The organism is Pseudarthrobacter humi, from assembly GCF_024294965.1.
Taxonomy (GTDB): domain Bacteria; phylum Actinomycetota; class Actinomycetes; order Actinomycetales; family Micrococcaceae; genus Arthrobacter; species Arthrobacter humi.
The window spans coordinates 115,948-135,740 of record NZ_JANCLV010000002.1 but is presented as its reverse complement, the minus strand read 5'-3'; the positions used below and the strand labels follow the sequence as shown (position 1 = coordinate 135,740).

At 66.1% G+C, this 19,793-nt stretch carries 17 protein-coding genes and 1 pseudogene; 12 read left to right on the top strand and 6 right to left on the bottom strand.

The genetic code is table 11. The features are described from left to right. Positions 1–24 precede the first annotated feature (24 nt). Entirely contained in the window at positions 25–1,215 is a 1,191-nt protein-coding gene (locus NFC73_RS03670) for a sensor histidine kinase (RefSeq protein ID WP_141139975.1), read from the bottom strand. A 178-nt stretch (positions 1,216–1,393) separates the two neighbouring features. On the opposite strand from NFC73_RS03670, the gene NFC73_RS03665 reads away from it, so the two are divergent. Both NFC73_RS03665 and NFC73_RS03660 read left to right on the top strand, forming a co-directional pair. Next, complete coding sequence (locus tag NFC73_RS03665; RefSeq protein ID WP_254747717.1) at positions 1,394–1,774, top strand: DUF485 domain-containing protein; 381 nt, start codon at positions 1,394–1,396, stop codon at positions 1,772–1,774. After that, entirely contained in the window at positions 1,771–3,387 is a 1,617-nt protein-coding gene (locus NFC73_RS03660; RefSeq protein ID WP_254747716.1) for a monocarboxylic acid transporter, read from the top strand. Before NFC73_RS03665 ends, NFC73_RS03660 begins: the two co-directional genes overlap by 4 nt. Before the next feature lie 123 nt (positions 3,388–3,510). On the opposite strand, the pseudogene NFC73_RS20685 reads toward NFC73_RS03660, so the two are convergent. From NFC73_RS20685 to NFC73_RS03645, 3 genes and pseudogenes are all read right to left on the bottom strand, one after another. Continuing rightward, positions 3,511–3,972, bottom strand: a pseudogene (locus NFC73_RS20685) (DUF4383 domain-containing protein); the annotation flags it as partial. Positions 3,973–4,027: 55 nt separating this feature from the next. After that, positions 4,028–4,705: a hypothetical protein gene (locus NFC73_RS03650; protein WP_254747715.1), complete on the bottom strand. Its 678-nt coding sequence runs from the start codon at positions 4,703–4,705 to the stop codon at positions 4,028–4,030. 140 nt (positions 4,706–4,845) lie between these two features. After that, complete coding sequence (locus NFC73_RS03645; RefSeq protein WP_254747714.1) at positions 4,846–5,319, bottom strand: Lrp/AsnC family transcriptional regulator; 474 nt, start codon at positions 5,317–5,319, stop codon at positions 4,846–4,848. A gap of 195 nt (positions 5,320–5,514) precedes the next feature. Between NFC73_RS03645 and pdhA the strand changes: the two genes are divergently transcribed. The 3 genes from pdhA to NFC73_RS03630 are packed head-to-tail and all read left to right on the top strand — an operon-like array spanning position 5,515 to position 9,058. After that, positions 5,515–6,624, top strand: coding sequence for a pyruvate dehydrogenase (acetyl-transferring) E1 component subunit alpha (gene pdhA, locus NFC73_RS03640; RefSeq protein ID WP_254747713.1), 1,110 nt, complete (start codon positions 5,515–5,517; stop codon positions 6,622–6,624). Beyond that, entirely contained in the window at positions 6,624–7,634 is a 1,011-nt protein-coding gene (locus tag NFC73_RS03635; protein WP_254747712.1) for an alpha-ketoacid dehydrogenase subunit beta, read from the top strand. Before pdhA ends, NFC73_RS03635 begins: the two co-directional genes overlap by 1 nt. Continuing rightward, positions 7,631–9,058 carry a dihydrolipoamide acetyltransferase family protein gene (locus tag NFC73_RS03630; RefSeq protein ID WP_254747711.1) on the top strand — a complete coding sequence of 476 codons (1,428 nt, stop codon included), beginning with the start codon at positions 7,631–7,633 and terminating at the stop codon, positions 9,056–9,058. Before NFC73_RS03635 ends, NFC73_RS03630 begins: the two co-directional genes overlap by 4 nt. A 222-nt stretch (positions 9,059–9,280) precedes the next feature. On the opposite strand, the gene NFC73_RS03625 is transcribed toward NFC73_RS03630, so the two are convergent. Next, positions 9,281–9,985, bottom strand: a complete 705-nt coding sequence (locus tag NFC73_RS03625) for an SACE_7040 family transcriptional regulator (RefSeq protein ID WP_305884503.1) — start codon at positions 9,983–9,985, stop codon at positions 9,281–9,283. 208 nt (positions 9,986–10,193) lie between these two features. On the opposite strand from NFC73_RS03625, the gene NFC73_RS03620 reads away from it, so the two are divergent. From NFC73_RS03620 to NFC73_RS03590, 7 genes are all read left to right on the top strand, one after another. Beyond that, on the top strand, positions 10,194–11,801 hold the full coding sequence (locus NFC73_RS03620; RefSeq protein ID WP_254747709.1) for a carboxyl transferase domain-containing protein: 1,608 nt from the start codon (positions 10,194–10,196) through the stop codon (positions 11,799–11,801). 7 nt (positions 11,802–11,808) lie between these two features. Then, on the top strand, positions 11,809–14,031 hold the full coding sequence (locus NFC73_RS03615; protein ID WP_254747707.1) for an acetyl/propionyl/methylcrotonyl-CoA carboxylase subunit alpha: 2,223 nt from the start codon (positions 11,809–11,811) through the stop codon (positions 14,029–14,031). A 2-nt stretch (positions 14,032–14,033) separates the two neighbouring features. After that, positions 14,034–15,197 (top strand): acyl-CoA dehydrogenase family protein, encoded by a 1,164-nt coding sequence (locus NFC73_RS03610; protein WP_254747704.1) that lies wholly within the window; start codon positions 14,034–14,036, stop codon positions 15,195–15,197. A 65-nt stretch (positions 15,198–15,262) separates the two neighbouring features. After that, positions 15,263–16,057, top strand: coding sequence for a CoA transferase subunit A (locus tag NFC73_RS03605; protein WP_254747702.1), 795 nt, complete (start codon positions 15,263–15,265; stop codon positions 16,055–16,057). A 2-nt stretch (positions 16,058–16,059) separates the two neighbouring features. Continuing rightward, on the top strand, positions 16,060–16,827 hold the full coding sequence (locus NFC73_RS03600) for a CoA transferase subunit B (protein ID WP_254747700.1): 768 nt from the start codon (positions 16,060–16,062) through the stop codon (positions 16,825–16,827). Beyond that, positions 16,824–17,435 carry a MaoC family dehydratase gene (locus tag NFC73_RS03595; protein WP_254747698.1) on the top strand — a complete coding sequence of 204 codons (612 nt, stop codon included), beginning with the start codon at positions 16,824–16,826 and terminating at the stop codon, positions 17,433–17,435. The genes NFC73_RS03600 and NFC73_RS03595 overlap by 4 nt, the downstream gene beginning before the upstream one ends. Next, positions 17,432–18,271, top strand: coding sequence for an HpcH/HpaI aldolase/citrate lyase family protein (locus tag NFC73_RS03590; RefSeq protein ID WP_254747696.1), 840 nt, complete (start codon positions 17,432–17,434; stop codon positions 18,269–18,271). Before NFC73_RS03595 ends, NFC73_RS03590 begins: the two co-directional genes overlap by 4 nt. Before the next feature lie 16 nt (positions 18,272–18,287). Here the strand turns inward: NFC73_RS03590 and NFC73_RS03585 are convergent, their stop codons facing one another. Next, positions 18,288–19,754, bottom strand: coding sequence for a lipase maturation factor family protein (locus NFC73_RS03585; RefSeq protein ID WP_254747694.1), 1,467 nt, complete (start codon positions 19,752–19,754; stop codon positions 18,288–18,290). Positions 19,755–19,793: the final 39 nt, after the last annotated feature.

Below are 19,793 nucleotides of genomic sequence, written 5' to 3'. Positions count from 1 at the left end.
GCGGCTGAGATCGTACAGCTGGGTTCAGGCGTCGTGGCCGGGCTGGGACTTGGGCACGCGCATGGTGATCAGAGTGCCTTCGCCCGGGGCCGTCTCGATCACCAGGCCGTGCTGGTCCCCGTAGACCTGCCGGAGCCGGGCGTCAACGTTGCGCAGCCCCACGTGGTCGCCGTCGTGGTGCCCGGCCAGCATCGCCTGGAGCTCGGCAGGGTCCATCCCCACGCCGTCGTCCTCTATGGTCACTTCCGCATAGGCGCCCGAATCATTGGCCGTGATGGTGATGTGGCCCGCCCCTTCCTTGGCCTCCAGGCCGTGCCTGACGGCGTTCTCCACCAGCGGCTGCAGGCTCAGGAACGGGATGACGGTGCTCAGGACTTCAGGCGCGATCCGCAGGCTGACCTGGACGCGGTCACCGAAACGGGCGCGCTCCAGCAGCAGGTACCGGTCGATGCAGCGCAGTTCCTCCGCCAGCGTCGTGAAGTCACCGTGGCGCCGGAACGAGTACCTCGTAAAATCAGCGAACTCCACCACCAGCTCGCGCGCCCGCTCCGGATCCGTGTTGATGAACGACGCGATCGCGTTCAGCGAGTTGTAGATGAAATGCGGACTGATCTGGGCACGCAGCGCCCGCACTTCGGCTTCCATCAGCAGCGTCCGGGACGCGTCCAGCTCTGCCAGCTCCACTTGGACGGCCACCCAGTCCGCCACTTCGCTGGTGGCACGGACCAGGCCTGCGCCCGCCGCCGGGGCAAACGCCGCCACAACGCCCACCACCCGTGAGCCCGCACGGACCGGCGCGATGACGGCGGCGAAGCTTCCGGAGGCATGGCCCGTCCCCAGGTCCCGCGCCTGGAGCACCGCCGTCCGCCCGCCGATCAGGACGTCCGCAGCCAGTTCCATCAACCGGGGCTTCAGTTCCTCGGCGGCACCGTCCCAGGCCAGGACGCCCGCCGTATCGGTGATGGCCAGCGCATCACAGCCCAGCAGGTTCCTGAGCTGCCGGCTCGCCTTGGCGGCGCCCGCCGGATTGAGGCCCGTACGCAGATGCTGGCCGGCACTCGAGGCAGCGTGGAGGGTGTTGTACGTGGCGCGCTCGGCGTCGGTGCCCAGCTCACGGAAGGACCGGAGCAGCTTGATGCCAACACCGACGACGACGGCGATCGCCAGCACAATCACCGCAACTGCGGCGGCGGTCAGGAGCGGGGAGTCCGGCATGGTGCCCAGCGTAGCGGCGGGTGCCGTTAGTCGCAGCATCGTAACCGCTGAGCGACCGTTCCGGCCATGGTTCTGGAATAGACGACTACCGCAGCGCAGAGTGATTGCAGTCACATTGTCCGTATCCTGTCCGCAGGCCGGTCCGTGTGAACCAGGCAAGTCTCAATGAGGAGGAACGATGGGTAACGATGCCCACACTCCGGACGCAGCGGCGTCCGTGGACTTCGAACAGGTCCAGTCGACAGAGCGGTTCCAGGAACTGCGCAAACGTCACCGCAGCTTTGTGTTCCCCATGGCCGTGGCATTCCTGCTGTGGTACTTCGCGTATGTCCTGCTGGCTGACTACGCCGTCGAGTTTATGTCCACCAAAGTGTGGGGCAACATCAACGTCGGCCTGATCCTGGGCCTGCTGCAGTTCGTCTCCACGTTCGCCATCACCGGCTGGTATGTCAGCTACTCCAACCGGAAGCTGGACCCCATCGCGGCGGAGATCCGCAACGAAATCGAAGGCCATGAGTTTGATAAGGACGGCAACATCATGAGCGGAGTGACCAAATGATCGGGATTGCCACGGCTGTGGACGTCGCCGACCTGAAAGAAACCACGCTGCTCAACATGGGCATCTTTGGCCTGTTCGTTGCTGTGACCATGGTCATTGTGCTGCGGGCCAGCCGCAACAACAAAACCGCCGCTGACTACTACGCGGCCGGCCGTTCCTTCACCGGCTCGCAGAACGGCACGGCCATCGCCGGCGACTACCTTTCCGCGGCCTCGTTCCTGGGCATCACCGGTGCCATTGCCATCAACGGCTATGACGGCTTTATGTACTCCATCGGCTTCCTCGTGGCCTGGCTTGTCGCCCTGCTGCTCGTCGCCGAACTGCTCCGCAACACCGGCAAGTTCACCATGGCCGATGTCCTCTCCTTCCGGCTCAAGCAGGGCCCCGTCCGCATCGCTGCGGCCATTTCCACGCTGGCTGTCTGCTTCTTCTACCTCCTGGCGCAGATGGCCGGAGCCGGCAGCCTCATTTCACTGCTGCTGGGCATCAGCGACTGGGGCGGACAGGCACTGGTAATCATCGTCGTCGGCGTCCTGATGATCACGTACGTCCTGATCGGCGGCATGAAGGGCACCACCTGGGTCCAGATCATCAAGGCAATTCTGCTGATCGCCGGCGCGGCCGTGATGACTTTCTGGGTCCTGGCAATCTACGGCTTCAACCTCTCCAGCCTGCTCGGTGCAGCCGTGGAGACTTCCAACAACCCGGCGGTTCTGAACCCCGGCCTGCAGTACGGCAAGACCGGGACCTCCAAACTGGACTTCATGTCCCTGGGTCTCGCCCTGGTCCTGGGTACCGCTGCCCTGCCGCACGTCCTGATGCGTTTCTACACTGTGCCCACGGCCAAGGAAGCCCGCAAGTCTGTGGTGTGGTCCATCTGGCTGATCGGCCTCTTCTACCTGTTCACCCTGGTCCTCGGCTACGGTGCGGCGGCCCTCGTCGGTGCGGAAACCATCAAGTCAGCCCCCGGCGGCGTCAACTCCGCAGCTCCGCTGCTCGCCTTCCACCTCGGTGGCCCGCTGCTCCTGGGCTTCATTTCCGCCGTGGCTTTCGCCACCATCCTGGCAGTGGTGGCCGGCCTGACCATCACCGCCGCGGCGTCCTTCGCCCACGACATCTACGCCAGCGTCATCTCCAAGGGCAAGGCCGACGCCGACACGGAGGTCAAGGTGGCGCGGCGCACCGTGGTGGTCATCGGCGTCATGGCCATCTTGGGCGGCATCTTCGCCAACGGTCAGAACGTGGCCTTCCTGGTGGCTCTGGCCTTCGCCGTCGCGGCGTCGGCCAACCTGCCCACCATCGTTTACTCGCTGTTCTGGCGGCGGTTCACCACCCAGGGCGCGGTCTGGAGCATGTACGGCGGTCTGGGTTCGGCCATCATCCTGATCATCTTCTCGCCGGTGGTATCGGGTGGGGCGACCTCCATGATCAAGGACGCCAACTTCGCCTTCTTCCCGTTGAGCAACCCCGGCATTGTGTCCATCCCGCTGGCGTTCCTGCTCGGCTGGCTCGGAACGGTGTTGGACAAGAAGCGCGAGGACACCGCCAAGCAGGCCGAGATGGAAGTACGGTCCCTGACCGGTGTGGGTGCGGAGAAAGCCGTGGACCACTGATAGATGACTGAGTCAGAGAGCCCCTGTGCCGCATGGCATAGGGGCTCTCTGACGTTCCAGCTGCAGGCGACGCTCAGCCGCAGGCGACGTTCAGCCGCAGGCGACGTTCAAAAGGCGGGGGCGTCAGCGCTGATGGTGGCCCGCCGGCATGGCCGGACCGCCGTGCCGACCATGCGGCACCGCAAACTGGCCCGCTGTGGAAGCGGCGAGTCCAGGCGTCGCGATTCCGGCCACCAGCAACGGCACCGGCGAAAGCGGTGACCAGCAGGATGCCCGGGCGGGCAGCGGCGGGCGCCATGCCGTCGTCGTCCATTCCCCGGAGCCGGCGCCCCTCTGCCAGGGGCCCGACGCGACAATCATGAGCGTGAGCAGCAGCGCCGCGAGGTGGCTGAGGAGATAGACGGCATCGACGCCGGTGTTGACCGTGCGGGCCATGGCCGTGCTTTTCAGGCCCGCGTACAGAAGTGCGCCGCCGATCGCGAGGTGGATGACATTGTGCAGCGGATTCACTTCAAGAATGATGAGGTTGGCGCCCTCCGTGGCGAAGAAGCCGATGCCGGAGGTCACCACGAAACCCCGGAGACCGACAAGAAGATCAACGGGCCCGTGAGGATGGCGTGCGGGCTTGGGCTGTGTGGCGCTAGGCCTGGGGCTTGAGCTTGATGTTGATCATTTTCAGCTCGTCGGTGCCTTCGAAGCGGTAGACGAGGTCGATCTTCTTGTCGCCGTCGCAGGTGATGAGGCCGGCGACGTCGGCCGACTTGGTGCCGTTCTCGGTGCTTGCCTTGACCTCGTTGTAGACAGTCTTGCAGGTGCTGTCCATCGCCAGGGTTTTGATGCCGGCGATGAAGTCCTCCTTGGTCAGCTGCTCATGGAGGGCGGGGTCAAGATAGTCGTCGTAGGCCCTGGAACTGTCGCCGGCAATCACCAGCTTGGTGAAGCTGTCAGCCAGGCCCCGGGCATGGTTGGTGGCGCCGTTGACAATGTTGACCAGGATGAGGACGCCCACGACCGCCAGCAGCAGGACACCTCCCACAACGCCGAGGATGGTCCACAGCTTCCGGCGGCTTTGCGCCGGGGGCTCTTGTCCAGGCAGGCCGAACGGCCCCTCGGACGAGTATTGCGCGGGCGCACGGAACTGCGCGGGCGCACGGAACTGCGACGGTGCACCGTGCTGTGGCGGGTTGCCGGGCAGCGGTGGCGCGCCATGCTCCCCGGGGTTGCCGGGCTTCCCCGTTGGTTGCGCGGGCTGCCCCGTTGGTTGCGCGGGCCAGGCCGCCGGCTGGACCGGCTGGTACGGTCCCTGAGGATTGCTCACGATGGAGCCTTTCCGGCAACGCACTGGCACTGCCTTATTGTTGGGACCCGCTGAAGAGCACCCATGGATTCACCTTGGAACAGCCTATAACCCAGCCCGCCGGGGCCGGGTATCGGGGGCGGTAGTGGGGGCTGCTGGCCCTATGTGTCTTCGGATCCCCGCTCGAGCAGCGGCTGGATGCGGAACGGGATGAGTTCGCTCATGGCCAGTGCCGTGTCCGTCCTGTCCACTCCATCGCACGCCAGGATTTTCCCGTTGATCCGGAAGAGGTCCTCGGCGTCCAGGGCCACTACCCGGAGCAGGAGGTCAGCAGAGCCGGTGAGGCCGTAGCCTTCCAGGATTTCCGGAATGCCGGCGAGGTCATGGGCCAGCTGTCCCAGTTTCTGCTGCTGGACGTGGACGGAAATGAACGCCATGAGCGGATAGCCCAGGGATGCCGGGTTGATACGACGTTCGAAGGACAGGAAGACGTGCTTCTTCTCCAGCTGGGCCATGCGCGCCTGCACGGTGTTCCGGGACAGTCCCAGCTTCTGGGCCAACGCCACCACGGTCCGCCGGGGGTCGCGGGCAAGGGCCGAGAGTAGCCGTGTGTCGGTGCCATCCAAAGCTTGCATAATGCGCAACGTTAGCACGGTGAGAGCGGTGCAGATAGGGCATAATGCGCAGTATCCACGGCGGTGGTTGTACCCATTGAGCATTGTGAGTAGGGTCACAATTATCCGGGGCAACGGCGCCCGGGCGGCCGGCGGCGGGCGGGACCACAAGTCCCCAGGCTCCGGTCAAACGACGTGAGAAGGTTGCGTGCCATCGTGTCTACAGACAGGAACCTGATCCAGCTGGTTACCCCGGCAGGGGAGCGGATCAGCCACCCGGAGTTTGATCCCTGGGTGAAGGACATCGGGGATGAGCAGTTGTGTTCCCTCTACGAGGACCTGACGGTCATCCGGCGGATCGATGTTGAGGCCACCGCCCTCCAGCGTCAGGGCGAGCTCGGTCTTTGGCCCCCGTTGCTGGGGCAGGAGGCGGCGCAGGTCGGTTCCGGCCGGGCCCTGCGCGAGGACGACTTTGTCTTCTCCAGCTACCGGGAAAACGGCGTGGCGTACTGCCGCGGCGTGGACCTGACGGACATCACCCGGGTGTGGCGCGGCACGGCATCCTCCGGGTGGGATCCGTATACCGTGAATATGGCCACCCCGCAGATCATCATCGGCGCGCAGACCCTGCATGCCACGGGCTACGCCATGGGCATCCAGAACGACGGCGCGGACTCGGTGGCGGTGACATACTTCGGCGACGGTGCCACGAGCGAAGGCGACGTCAACGAGGCCATGGTCTTTGCCGCCAGCTTCCAGGCGCCCGTAGTCTTCTTCTGCTCCAACAACCACTGGGCCATCTCAGAGCCCGTGCGGCTGCAGTCCCACATCCAGATCGCGGACCGGGCCGCCGGGTTCGGCATTCCGAGCCTCCGGGTGGACGGCAATGATGTGCTGGCCGTGATGGCAGCCACGCGGGTGGCATTGGACCGTGCCCGGCACGGCGGCGGGCCCACCTTCATCGAAGCGGTCACCTACCGTATGGGACCTCACACCACCGCCGACGATCCCACCCGCTACCGTGACGCCAATGAACTGGAGGACTGGGCTGCCAAGGATCCCATCCTGCGGGTCAAGGCCCTGCTGGAACGCAAAGGACTCCTCACGGATCGGGTCCAACAGCACGTTCACGACAAGGCGGAGTCAGTCGCCCGCGAACTCCGTTCGGGTTGCATCGGCATGCCCGATCCCGAGCCGATGGACATCTTCAAGCACGTGTACAGCGAGCCCAACTCGTGGTTGGACCGGCAGCAGGACCACTACGCCCGTTACCTGGCTTCCTTCGGCGATCCCGCGGGAGCCACCTCAGAAGAAGGTGCACGCTGATGACCCAGATGACCTTTGCCCGTGCCATCAATTCCGGCCTGCGCAAATCCCTTGAAAACGATCCAAAAGTCATCCTCATGGGCGAGGATATCGGTACCCTCGGCGGTGTCTTCCGGGTGACCGACGGCCTCCAGAAGGATTTCGGCACCCACCGTGTGGTGGACACGCCGCTGGCCGAGTCGGCCATCATGGGCACCGCCGTCGGCCTCGCCTACCGCGGTTACCGCCCGGTGGTGGAGATCCAGTTCGACGGCTTTATCTACCCTGCCTTCGACCAGATCGTGAGCCAGGTGGCAAAGCTGCACTACCGCACCCAGGGGGCCGTGAAGATGCCCATCACCATCCGCGTCCCGTTCGGAGGCGGCATCGGCTCGCCCGAGCACCACTCCGAGTCGCCCGAGGCGTACTTCACGCATACGTCGGGGCTTCGCGTGGTCAGCGTCTCCAACCCGCAGGATGCCCACACCGTGATCCAGCAGGCCATCCTGTCCGATGACCCGGTCCTGTACTTCGAACCCAAGCGCCGCTACCACGACAAGGGTGAAGTGGATGAGGGCATCGATCCGCGCACCGCGCTGCCCATGGACTCCGCCCGAGTTGTCACCGAGGGTACGGACGTGACGCTCGTGGCCTACGGGCCGTTGGTGAAGACGGCCAGGGACGCAGCAATCGCGGCCGCCGACGAAGGCGTCTCCATCGAGGTCATTGACCTGCGCTCGCTGGCACCCGTGGACTACGCAAGCGTTGAAGCATCTGTCCGGAAAACAGGCAGGCTGGTGGTCACCCATGAAGCCGGCCAGTCCGGTGGCCTGGGCGCCGAAGTTGCGGCCAGCATTACGGAGCGGTGCTTCTACCACCTCGAAACCGCCCCCGTCCGTATCACCGGGTTCGATATTCCCTACCCGTACTCCAAGCTTGAAATGCACCATCTGCCCGGCCTGGACCGGATCCTCGACGGCGTGGACCGCGCCCTCGGACGCCCGAACTCCCTCAGCGGGTTGGAAGGATGAGCGCCACCATGATCAAGGAATTCAGGCTCCCGGACCTCGGCGAAGGCCTCACGGAATCAGAAATCCTCAGCTGGAAGGTGGCAGTGGGGGACACGGTAACGCTGAACCAGGTCATCGCCGAGGTTGAAACCGCAAAGGCCGTCGTGGAGCTGCCGTCACCTTTCGCGGGCGTGATCACTGCGCTGCATGAAGAGCCGGGAACAATCGTGGAGGTGGGCAAGCCGATCGTCTCCTTCGAAGTAGCGGACGACGGCGGCGCCTCACGTTCAGGGGCGGCGCCCGCCGGGGCGGCCCCTGCTGCAGCGGGGACCGCGAAACGCGAGCCGAACCTGGTGGGGTACGGCGCCGTCGTCGAAAGCTCAGGCCGTCCCGCCCGCCGGGCCCGCACCTTTACAACGCCGGCGGCTGAACCTGTTCGCGCTTCGGTTGTTGAGCCCGTAAGGACCGAGCTCGTCGAAACCGAGCCTGTCAGACCCGAAAACCCTCTGGTTGAGCCTGTCGAAACCGACGCCGCGGAGCGCCCACGCTCCACCCCGCCGGTCCGGAAACTGGCCAAGGACCTCGGCGTCGAGCTGGCCGCGGTCGCGGGCACGGGAGCCGGCGGCCTGATCACGCGGGAGGATGTCCAGAATTTTGTTGGCGGTGGCGAATTGTCGGCACCGGTACGCCATCTTTCCGCCGTATCCGATTCGGTTTCCCGCGCCGGACTGGCGCCACAGGGTGGGCGGGAAGTCAGGACCCCCATAAAGGGTGTCCGCAAGTTCACGGCCGCCGCGATGGTGGCAAGTGCCTTCACGGCTCCCCACGCGACGGAATTCCTCACGGTGGATGTCACGCCCACCATGGACCTGCTGGCCAAGCTGAAGGCGAGCCGGGCCTTTTCCGGCTACAAGCTCACGCCGCTGACGCTCGTGGCGAAGGCTGTGCTGATCGCGCTGCGGCGGAACCCGTCGCTGAACTCGCGGTGGGAGGAAGCCAGCCAGGAGATCGTGCAGTTCAACTACGTGAACCTGGGCATCGCCGCCGCGACGCCTCGTGGGCTCACGGTGCCGAACATCAAGGACGCGGATACCCTGTCGCTGCTGGAACTTTCCGAAGCCCTGACCGGGTTGACCGAGACGGCACGGGCCGGCAAGACCGCGCCGGCAGACCTGTCCGGCGGCACCATCTCCATCACGAACATCGGGGTCTTCGGCATCGACGCGGGCACTCCCATCCTGAACCCCGGCGAGGCTGCCATCCTGGCCATGGGGGCCGTGCGGAAGATGCCGTGGGAATTCCAGGATGAGGTGGCCCTGCGCCAGGTCATGACGCTGAGTCTGTCCTTTGACCATCGCCTGGTGGACGGGGAGCAGGGTTCGAGGTTCCTCGCCGATATTGGCGCCATCCTGGCCGAACCCGGCATGGTGCTCACGATGGTCTAACCCGCGGGTCTTTGTCCAGATAATCCGGGTTTCGGACGGTTGAACTCGGGTTATCTGGACAAAAACTCCGGGGCCTGGGCCGCGTAACTTCCTGCGTCAGGTCCTGATTCGTAAGTGCGGCCTTGGCCCGCATTAGCGGTGCTGCCCCGCACCGGTTATGCGGGCCAGGGCCGCTCCTGTGGCCGGGAGCCTCTGGGGCCCGCTCTTGAAATCGTGTCCCGGTCAGGAGGCTTGGGGAACTTTCACCGTGAGCGCCGCCAGCGCCATGCTCTCGAGAAGTGGCCTCGCCGTTTTGGGCGCGATTTTCCGTCCGTGGTTCCGCACCGAGTGCGGCGTGGAGTTGATCAGGCCGAACGTAGCGTGCGCCCGCATCCGCAGTTCGACGGCGTCGGTGCCCGGATGCAGCAGCGCCAGGACCTCCACCCAAATCTCCACGTAGTTCCGCTGCAGTGCCCGTACCTCGGACTGGTCCTTCTGGCTGAGGCTGCTGAAATCCCGGTCCTGCACCCGGATCACGTCAGGCTTGCCAAGGGCAAACTCCACGTGGAACCTCACCAGCCTGCGGAGCGCTGCGAGGGGGTCCGTGGTCTCGGCAATGACGCGCCGGCCGCCGTCGAGCAGCTCGCGGCTGACGGTAAGCAACAGGTCTCCCAGCACCGCCTGCTTGCCCTCGAAGTGGCGGTAGACGGCCGGGCCGCTGACACCGGCCGCGGCGCCCAGGTCTTCCAGCGATACCCGGTTGAATCCGTGCAGGGCGAAGAGCCCCGCGGCGGCGGCAAGCAGCGCCTGGCGGCGGTTCTCCTTCGCCTGGCTGCGCGGCGTCCCGGGGGCTGCCGCGGCCGCGGGTGTTCCTTGAGCTGCCGGCGTCGCCGAAGCGGCCCGCGTAGCTGAATCGGGCTGTGCTGCTGAATCCGGCTGGGCTGCCAAAGCCGGTGCGGACGGCTTGACCGGTCGGGTGGTGGGCACGCTTTTCCTCCTAGGAACAGCCGATTCTAGCAATGTCCTGCTGTGTTGGACATCACAGTTAATAAAGACTAACCTGAATTCCAGTTATAAAGCATTAACCGAGCTGGCTTTTACGGCTCTCGCCGGTGGCCCTTGGTGGCTTTCAATAGATGATGAACGGATGCAGTCGATGGAGACTCTCGCCAGCCGGCTTGATGCCGCAAGTGAAGCGTTTGCTGCAAACAACGCTGCCCAGCTCGCGCTGGCCGCCGAGCTCCGGACCAGGCTGGCTGAGGCCGCGTTGGGCGGGCCGGAGAAGTCGCGGGAGCGCCATGTGGGGCGCGGGAAGCTGCTGCCCCGGGAGCGCATTGACCGGCTGCTCGATGATGGCAGCCCGTTCCTGGAGATCGCGCCGCTGGCAGCCAACGGCATGTACAACAACGACTCGCCGGGCGCCGGGGTTATTGCCGGCATCGGCCTGGTCCACGGCCGCCAGGTGCTGGTGATCTCCAACGACGCCACCGTCAAGGGCGGCACCTACTACCCGATGACCGTGAAGAAGCACCTCCGCGCCCAGGAGATAGCGCTGGAGAACCGGTTGCCGTGCATCTATCTGGTGGATTCGGGCGGGGCGTTCCTCCCGAAGCAGGACGAAGTTTTTCCCGACAAGGAGCATTTCGGCCGGATCTTCTTCAACCAGGCGAAGATGTCTGCCGCGAAGATCCCGCAGATCGCCTCGGTGATGGGCTCCTGCACGGCAGGCGGCGCTTACGTTCCGGCGATGAGCGATGAGACGGTGATCGTGCGGAACCAGGGCACCATCTTCCTGGGCGGTCCGCCGCTGGTGAAGGCTGCCATCGGGGAGATCGTCACGGCGGAGGAACTGGGCGGCGGTGACGTGCACTCGAAAATCTCCGGTGTGACGGACCACCTGGCGGAGAACGATGAGCATGCCCTGCAGATCGTCCGGGACATCGTCTCCACCCTGCCGAGGCCGGCTGCCCCTGCCTGGAATGTGGACACCGTCGTCGAGCCCCTCGCGGATCCGGCGGAGTTGTACGGTGCCGTCCCGACGGACGTCAACGCGCAGTACGACGTCCACGAGGTCATTGCCCGGCTGGTGGACGGCAGCAGGTTCCACGAGTTCAAGAAGGAGTACGGCACCACCCTGGTCACGGGTTTTGCCAGACTGCACGGGCACCCGGTGGGGATCGTGGCCAACAACGGCGTGCTCTTCAGCGAGTCCTCGCTCAAGGGCGCGCACTTCATCGAACTCTGCGACCAGCGCGGCATTCCGCTTATTTTCCTGCAGAACATTTCCGGGTTCATGGTGGGCAGGGATTCCGAGCAGGGTGGCATTGCCAAGAACGGCGCCAAGATGGTCACAGCCGTCGCCACCGCCCGGGTGCCGAAGCTGACCGTCGTCATCGGCGGGTCCTTCGGCGCCGGCAACTACTCCATGTGCGGGCGGGCGTACTCGCCGCGCTTCCTGTGGATGTGGCCGGCAAGCCGCATCTCGGTGATGGGAGGGAACCAGGCCTCCGGCGTTCTCGCAACCGTCAAGCGTGACCAGTACGAGGCCCGTGGCGAGGAATGGTCCGCAGAGGAGGAGGAAGCCTTCAAGGCCCCGATCAAACAGCAGTACGAAGACCAGGGTAGCCCGTACTATTCCACCGCCCGCCTCTGGGACGACGGCGTGATCGACCCCGCGGATACCCGCACCGTCCTGGGACTGGCGCTCGACGTCGTCTCCCGCACCCCCCTGCCGGAGACCTCCTTCGGCCTTTTCCGGATGTGAGCCAGCCATGACCGTTTCCATGCCCGCCGTTCCTTCCGCAATCCGGCAGAAGCCGCTGTTCAGCACCGTGCTCGTCGCCAACCGCGGGGAGATCGCCTGCCGCGTCATCCGCACACTGCGTGCCCTGGGTATCCGCTCCGTAGCCGTCTATTCCGACGCCGACGCCGGGGCCCGCCACGTTCGCGAGGCTGACACCGCCGTGCGGATCGGCCCTGCCGCCGCAGGAGAAAGCTACCTGAAGATCGAGGCGATCCTCCAGGCCTGCCGCGAGACCGGTGCCGAGGCCGTACACCCCGGTTACGGCTTCCTCAGCGAGAACGTCGATTTTGCCCGCGCCCTCGAAGCCGCCGGCATCACCTTCATCGGCCCCGGCGTCGAGTCGCTGAACATCATGGGCGACAAGATCCGCTCCAAGAACCACGTGGCCGGCTACGGGGTTCCCGTGGTGCCGGGGATTGCCGAACCGGGCATGACCGACGCGCAGCTCATGGAGGCCGCGCCCGCCGTCGGGTTCCCGCTGCTCATCAAACCGTCAGCGGGCGGCGGCGGCAAGGGCATGCATATCGTGGAGCGCCACGAGGACCTCGAAGCCACGCTGGCCACCGCCCGCCGCGTCGCCGCGAGCGCCTTCGGCGATGACACGCTTTTCCTTGAACGGCTGGTCCGCACGCCGCGGCACATCGAGGTCCAGGTCCTGGCGGACAACCACGGCAACGTGATCCATCTGGGGGAGCGGGAATGCTCGCTGCAGCGCCGCCACCAAAAGGTGATTGAGGAAGCGCCGTCGCCGCTGCTGGAGTCGTTGCACGACGGCGGGGCCACCAGGGCCCGGATCGGCGAGGCCGCCTGCCAGGCGGCCCGCAGCGTCCACTACAGCGGCGCGGGAACTGTGGAGTTCCTGGTCTCCGACGAGGCCCCTGACGAGTTCTTCTTTATGGAGATGAATACCCGCCTCCAGGTGGAGCACCCGGTGACCGAAATGGTCACCGGCGTTGACCTGGTCGAATGGCAGGTGCGGATCGCCGCCGGTGAGGAACTGACGGTCCGCCAGTCCGACGTCGAACTCAACGGGCACGCCGCCGAAGCCCGCGTCTACGCGGAAATCCCGGAGCGGAACTTCATGCCGTCCACCGGGACGGTGCTACTGCTGGACGAAATGCCCCATCACGGAGCCGGCATGATCCGGGTGGATTCGGCCCTGCTCGAGGGGCTCGAGATCTCCTCCAGCTACGATCCGATGATCTCCAAAGTCATCGCGTGGGGCCCGGACCGCACCGTTGCCCTGGATACCTTGGACGCGGCCCTCGCTGGCTACACGGCCCTTGGCATCGACACGAATGTTGAGTACCTGAGGCTGCTGATCAACGACGCCGACGTCCGCGCCGGGCATCTCGACACCGGCCTGATCGAGCGCAAGATGCCGGACTTCTCCTTCCGGCGGATTGACGACGCCGAACTGGTCGCGGCCGCCTTGTACGCCGTTGTGAGCGGGGAACAGGACACGGCCGGGACGCCCCCCGGTCCCTGGCAGGCCGGCAACGGCTGGCGGATCGGAGCGCCGGCGCCCCGGCGGATCAGCCTGGGAACGCCTGACGGCGGCATCGCAGCAGTGAGTGTCACAGGCCGCGTGGCCGCCGGCCCGGTCCAGGTCCGCGTCGGCGACGGGCCCTGGCGGACGGCCTCGCTGCGGCTGCCGGGCCGCGGGAGCCTTGTCCTGATCCTGGACGGCGAAACCACGGAGTATTCCCTGGCCCCGGTGGACGCGGGCCCGGTCAGCCTCACCCCGGCCAACCTGCCCGCCGGAGTCTCCGCGGAACTGTTCCTCGGCAACGGTGGCTGGTCCTGCCGGCTCGAGGTGCTGACGCGGGAGTCCCGGCTTGTCCGGGTGCTCGCCGCCGTCGAGCGTGAGGAAGGCGCCGCGGACCCGGAGGTGCGCTCGCCCATGCCCGGCACGGTGGTATCCGTTGCGGTCAGCAACGGCGACACCGTGGATGCCGGCCAGGTCCTTCTCTCCGTGGAAGCCATGAAGATGGAACACCAGCTGGTCGCAGAGGTGGCCGGCACGGTCCATATCAGCATCAAGGCCGGTCAGCCGGTCAAAGCGGACCAGGTGCTGGCCACCATCCACCCTTCAACCACCGATCCAGACGCAGATTCACTTCAGGATTCCATCACGGAGTCGAACACGGATTCCAACAAGGATTCCAACAACACAGGCAAGGGAGCCTAGCCATGGCAGATTTTGAGCTCAGCGAGGAATACCAGGACCTCAGCGATACCGTCCGGGACTTCGCGGACAACGTGGTGGCGCCGGTCTCGGCCAAGCACGATGAGGAGCACAGCTTCCCGTATGAGGTGGTGTCCCAGATGGCGGACATGGGCCTGTTCGGGCTGCCGTTCCCGGAAGAGCACGGCGGGATGGGAGGGGACTACTTCGCTCTGGCACTCGCCCTCGAACAGCTGGGCCGGGTGGACCAGTCCGTGGCCATCACGCTGGAAGCAGGCGTCTCCCTCGGCGCCATGCCGGTGTATCGGTTCGGCACCGAGGCCCAGAAAGAGGAGTGGCTGCCGCTGCTGGCCTCGGGCAAGGCGCTCGCCGGCTTCGGACTCACGGAGCCGGAAGCGGGCTCGGACGCCGGCGGAACCAAGACGCACGCCCATCGCGAGAACGGGGACTGGGTGATCAACGGCAACAAGGAATTCATCACCAACTCCGGGACCGACATCACGCGCCTGGTCACGGTCACCGCGGTGACGGGTCACAAGGAACGCAAGGATGGCAGCCTCAAGAAGCAGATTTCCACCATCCTGGTACCTACCAGCACTGCGGGTTTCAGGGCGGAGAAGGCCTACAACAAGGTGGGCTGGAACGCCTCGGACACGCACCCGCTGACGCTCAAGGACGTCCGGGTGCCGGAAGCGAACCTGCTCGGTGCGGAGGGGCGGGGCTACGCGAATTTCCTTTCCATCCTGGACGAGGGCCGGATCGCCATCGCGGCTTTGGCGACGGGGGCGGCGCAGGGCTGTGTTGACCTGTCGGTGAAGTACGCCAAGGAACGCAGCGCGTTTGGTCATCACATCGGCAAGTACCAGGCCATCTCGTTCAAGATCGCCCGGATGCAGGCCCGGGCCCATACTGCCCGCCTGGCGTACTACGACGCCGCGTCCAGGATGCTGGCCGGGAAGCCGTTCAAGACGCAGGCGGCCATCGCTAAGATGGTCGCAGGCGAGGCGGCCATGGACAACGCGCGGGATGCCACCCAGGTATTCGGCGGCTATGGCTTCATCAACGAATTCACCGTGGCACGCCACTACCGCGACTCCAAGATCCTTGAAGTCGGTGAGGGCACCACGGAGGTCCAGCTGATGCTCATCGCCCGCGAACTCGGACTGTAACCAGCCCGCTGGTCGGGAATGCCACGCGGTGGTCGAGCCTGTCGAGACCCTTGAAAGGACCAACGATGATCAACAAGGTTGTTGCCAGCGCCGAGGAAGCCATTGCGGATATTCCCGACGGCGCGTCGCTCGCGGTGGGAGGGTTCGGCCTCTGCGGAATCCCGGTGGCCTTGATCGATGCCCTGCACCGGCACGGCACGAAGGACCTCGAGACCGTGAGCAACAACTGCGGCGTGGACGACTGGGGGCTGGGCGTCCTGCTCCGTGACGGCAGGATCCGGCGGACTGTCAGTTCCTACGTCGGCGAGAACAAGGAGTTCGCACGCCAGTACCTGTCCGGCGAGCTTGAGGTGGTCCTCACCCCGCAGGGGACGCTGGCGGAAAAGCTCCGGGCCGGCGGCGCCGGGATCCCCGCTTTCTACACCAAGGCAGGGGTCGGCACCCAGGTGTCCGACGGCGGCCTGCCGCAGAAGTACGACGCCGACGGCGGCATCGCCATCGCCTCAGCCGCCAAGGAAGTACGCCCTTTCAACGGTGTGGACTACGTCCTCGAGGAATCGCTGACACCCGACTTCGGCCTTGTCCACGCCTGGAAGGGCGACCGCCACGGCAACCTCGTCTTCCACGCAACGGCCATGAACTTCAACCCGCTCTGCGCCATGGCCGGCAAGATCACCATTGCCGAGGTGGAGGAGCTGGTGGAACCGGGGGAGCTGGACCCCGAACACGTCCACACTCCCGGCATCTTTGTCCAGCGGGTGGTGGTGGTGCCCGCCGGCGAGAAGCGGATCGAGAAGCGGACGGTCGCCCTTGCCCAGGCTGCCGGAACCGAAAGCGCCACCGAACAGGCAGGAGCGTAGCCATGGAGTCCAACAGCACGCAGGGAGCGCCTCCCCGCCCCGAAGCCGTACGGCCCGAATACCGGCGTGCCACCGTCGGCCATCCGGAAGGCACCAATCCGGAGGCCAAAGGGTGGACGCGCAACGAACTGGCCGCCCGGGTGGCCCGGGAGCTCAGCAACGGGCAGTACGTCAACCTCGGCATCGGCATGCCCACGCTCATTCCCAACTACATCCCGGCGGGCGTCGAGGTGGTGCTCCACTCGGAGAACGGGATCCTGGGCGTGGGACCGTACCCCAGCGAGGACGCGGTGGATCCGGACCTCATCAACGCCGGCAAGGAAACCGTCACGGTCAACAAGGGGGCCGCGTTCTTCGACTCCGCCTTGTCGTTCGGCATGATCCGCGGCGGGCACGTTGACGTGGCCGTGCTCGGCGCCATGGAAGTGGCGCAGAACGGCGACCTGGCCAACTGGATGATCCCGGGCAAGATGGTCAAAGGCATGGGCGGGGCCATGGACCTGGTCTTCGGCGCCAAGAAGGTGATCGTGATGATGGAACACGTGGACCGCAACGGCAACCCCAAGATCGTGGAGCACTGCTCACTGCCGCTGACCGGCAAGGCCTGCGTGGACCGGATCATAACCGACCTCGCCGTGATCGACGTCGTCACCGAAGGGGGGCGGTCCCGGTTGGTTCTCCGCGAACTGGCCCCCAACGTCTCCGTGGAGGACGTGGCCGCGGCCACCGGCGCCGAGCTGTTCGAAGAGGACCAGGAGCTCACCGTATGAGCGGGGCTTCGGCGGGCGCAACCCCCGACGGTCCGGGCGCAAGCGCCGCCCCCCGCATCATCGAGCAGCGCGGCCTGTACTTTGACGAACTCGAAGAAGGCGTTGTCTACGCGCACCGGCCCGGCCGCACCGTGACCGAGGCGGACAACGTCCTGTTCACAACGCTCACCATGAACACCCAAGCCCTGCACCTGGACGCCGCCTGGAGCGCAGGGCAGCCGTTTGGCCAGCGGCTGGTCAACTCCATGTTCACGCTGTCCACCCTGGTGGGGCAGTCCGTATCGCAGCTCACCCAGGGCACCATCGTCGCCCAGCTTGGCCTGACGGACGTCTCTTTCCCGCACCCGCTGTTCCACGGGGACACGCTCTACACCGAGACGGTGATCACCGGCAAACGGCTCTCGGGGTCGCGACCCGGCCAGGGGATTGTGACCATGCACCACACCGGGCGGAAACAGGACGGCACCGTGGTGGCGCTGGCCACACGGAGCTGCCTGATGTGGACCCGGGACGCCCATGTGGCGCAGTCTTCTGGACAACACGTGCAGCCTCCGGGAGCTGAAAAGGGGAGCGTGCCGGGCCCCGAAAAGAGGACAATGTCCGTATGACATTCGTGATGGGTCCCGCCCTGCTCTTCTGCCCTGCCGACCGCCCGGAGCGCTTCCCCAAGGCCGCCCAACGCGCCGACGCTGTCATCGTGGACCTCGAGGACGCCGTGGCACCCGCGGACAAGCAGCGGGCGCGCGGCGCCATCCTGGCCCAGCTGGGCGCTGCCGGGGAGGGGCCCGAACTTGACCCCAGCCGCACCATCATCAGAATCAATCCGGCGGGCACCGACGAGTTCGAGAAGGACCTGCACTGCCTGGCCCACACCCCGTACCGCACGGTGATGCTGGCCAAGGCCGAGAGTGCGGCCCAGCTCGAAGCCCTGGCGGACTACCACGTCATCGCCCTGTGCGAGACCGCCGTCGGGGTCCTGAACGCGCCTGCCATCGCGGCGGCCCCGAACGTGGTGGCACTGATGTGGGGCGCCGAGGACCTCCTGGCTTCCCTCAGCGGTACGTCCAGCAGAGCGGACGACGGCGGCTACCGCGCCGTGGCGCTGCACGCCCGGTCCGCGGTGCTGCTCGCCGCCCGGGCTTTCGGGAAAGAAGCCGTGGACGCCGTGTACGTCAACATCCCGGACCTTGAAGGGCTGGCGCAGGAGGCAGCCGATGCCGCAGCGTCAGGATTCGGCTCCAAAGCCTGCATCCACCCCACGCAGGCGGACGTTGTACGGGGCGCCTACGCCCCGTCCGAGGCCGATGTCGCCGCCGCCACGGAACTGCTTCAGGTCGCGGCTGTTGCCGGATCCGGCGTGTTCCAGCACGGCGGCAAAATGATCGACGGCCCCATCCTCAAGCACGCCGAAGCCACCATCCGCCGGGCAGGCATCCACTCCTAGGGCTGCGGGCCCCGAATCACCGCCGCCGCCCCCGGGAACCGCCGAGTGAAAGCGGCGGGATGGCCTCAAAGAGCGGCATCCTGACCCAGCGCTCGCCCGTCTCCCGGAACTCAGCCCTGGTGGCGAAACGGTACAGGTAGCTGTTGGCACGCACCCAGCGCGGCGGATCGCCGTCGAACGGGTCGGCGCGGAGTAGCCGCAGCGTCCGCTGGTCCGCCTCCAGCAGTTTCGTGAGGAACGCGTAAAACCACTCCTCGTGGACGGTGCGCAACGGCAGGAACCACATCAGCCAGTCCAGCCGCAGGTGGTAGGGCGCCCACTGGCGGGGCAGCCGGCGGAGATCTCCGGGTTTGCCCTTAAACCCATATTCGCGCCAGTCCGCCGAGTCCTCAGGTTCTTCGTCCAGTGTGCCCTCCACCACGATCTCGACGCGGTGCTTGGTCACCGTGCCAAACGCGCCGTACGTGTTGACCAGCTGCCAGCGGTTGAAGCTGGCATTCATCAGCTGCCCCTTGGAGAGCAGGTTGCGCACGGGCCAGTAGCTGAGGACCACCAGCAGCATTGTGGCCACCAGGGTGACGGCAAGCCAGTACGGGGGACTGCCGCGGCTGCCTTCCTCAGGATTCCCGTCCTGCGGCAGGAACGGCAAGACGGCGTGGGCCACGGGGTCGCTGACCGCGGCGAAGGCCAGCACAATGGCCATCCAGTTCAGCCACGCGAAGTTGCCGCTGGCCACCAGCCACAGCTGGGTGAAGATGATGATTCCGGCGGCGGCGCTTGCCACGGGCTGCGGAGCGAAGAGGAAGAACGGCACCACGAGCTGAGCGAAATGGTTCCCCAGGACCTCCAGCCGGTGGAAGGGTTTGGGCAGGAGATGGGCCTGTCTGCTCAGCGGCCCCGGCATCGGCTGCGTTTCGTGGTGATAGTAGAGGGCGGTCAGGTCACGCCACTCCCGGCCGCCGCGGATCTTGATCATCCCGGCGCCGAACTCCAGCCGGAACACCAGCCAGGCCAACAGGAGCAGGATGGTGCGCGGCGGCTCCGTCTGGTCCGAGCCAAGGAAGGCCACCGTGAACCCGGCCTCCAGCAGCAGCATTTCCCAGCCGAAGCCGTAAAACGTCTGCCCGACGTTGACGATCGACATGTAAAGCAGCCACAGGGCCAGGAAGGCGATCAGCGGAACCCACGGCGGCCCAAGCTGGGGGATGCCGGCCACCAGGAGGGCGGAAATTGCCAGTCCGGTGAGGCAGACACCACGCAGCAGCCGGTCCGAATAGCGCCAACGGAACAGCGTGGGCCGCCGGCGCGCGCCGAATCCCTCCAGATAGTCCGGAACCGGCAACAGGCCACGTTCGCCCAGCAGCGCAGGGAACTGGTTCAGGGAGGACAGGAACGCAACGAAGAACAGTGCCGCCACACCTCGCTGCAGCACCTGCCGGGCGAATCCGTACTCCGGCGCATCGAACCAGGAAACCCAGTCCACACAATCTACGTTACGCCCGGCGTCGCTGTCCGCCCACTA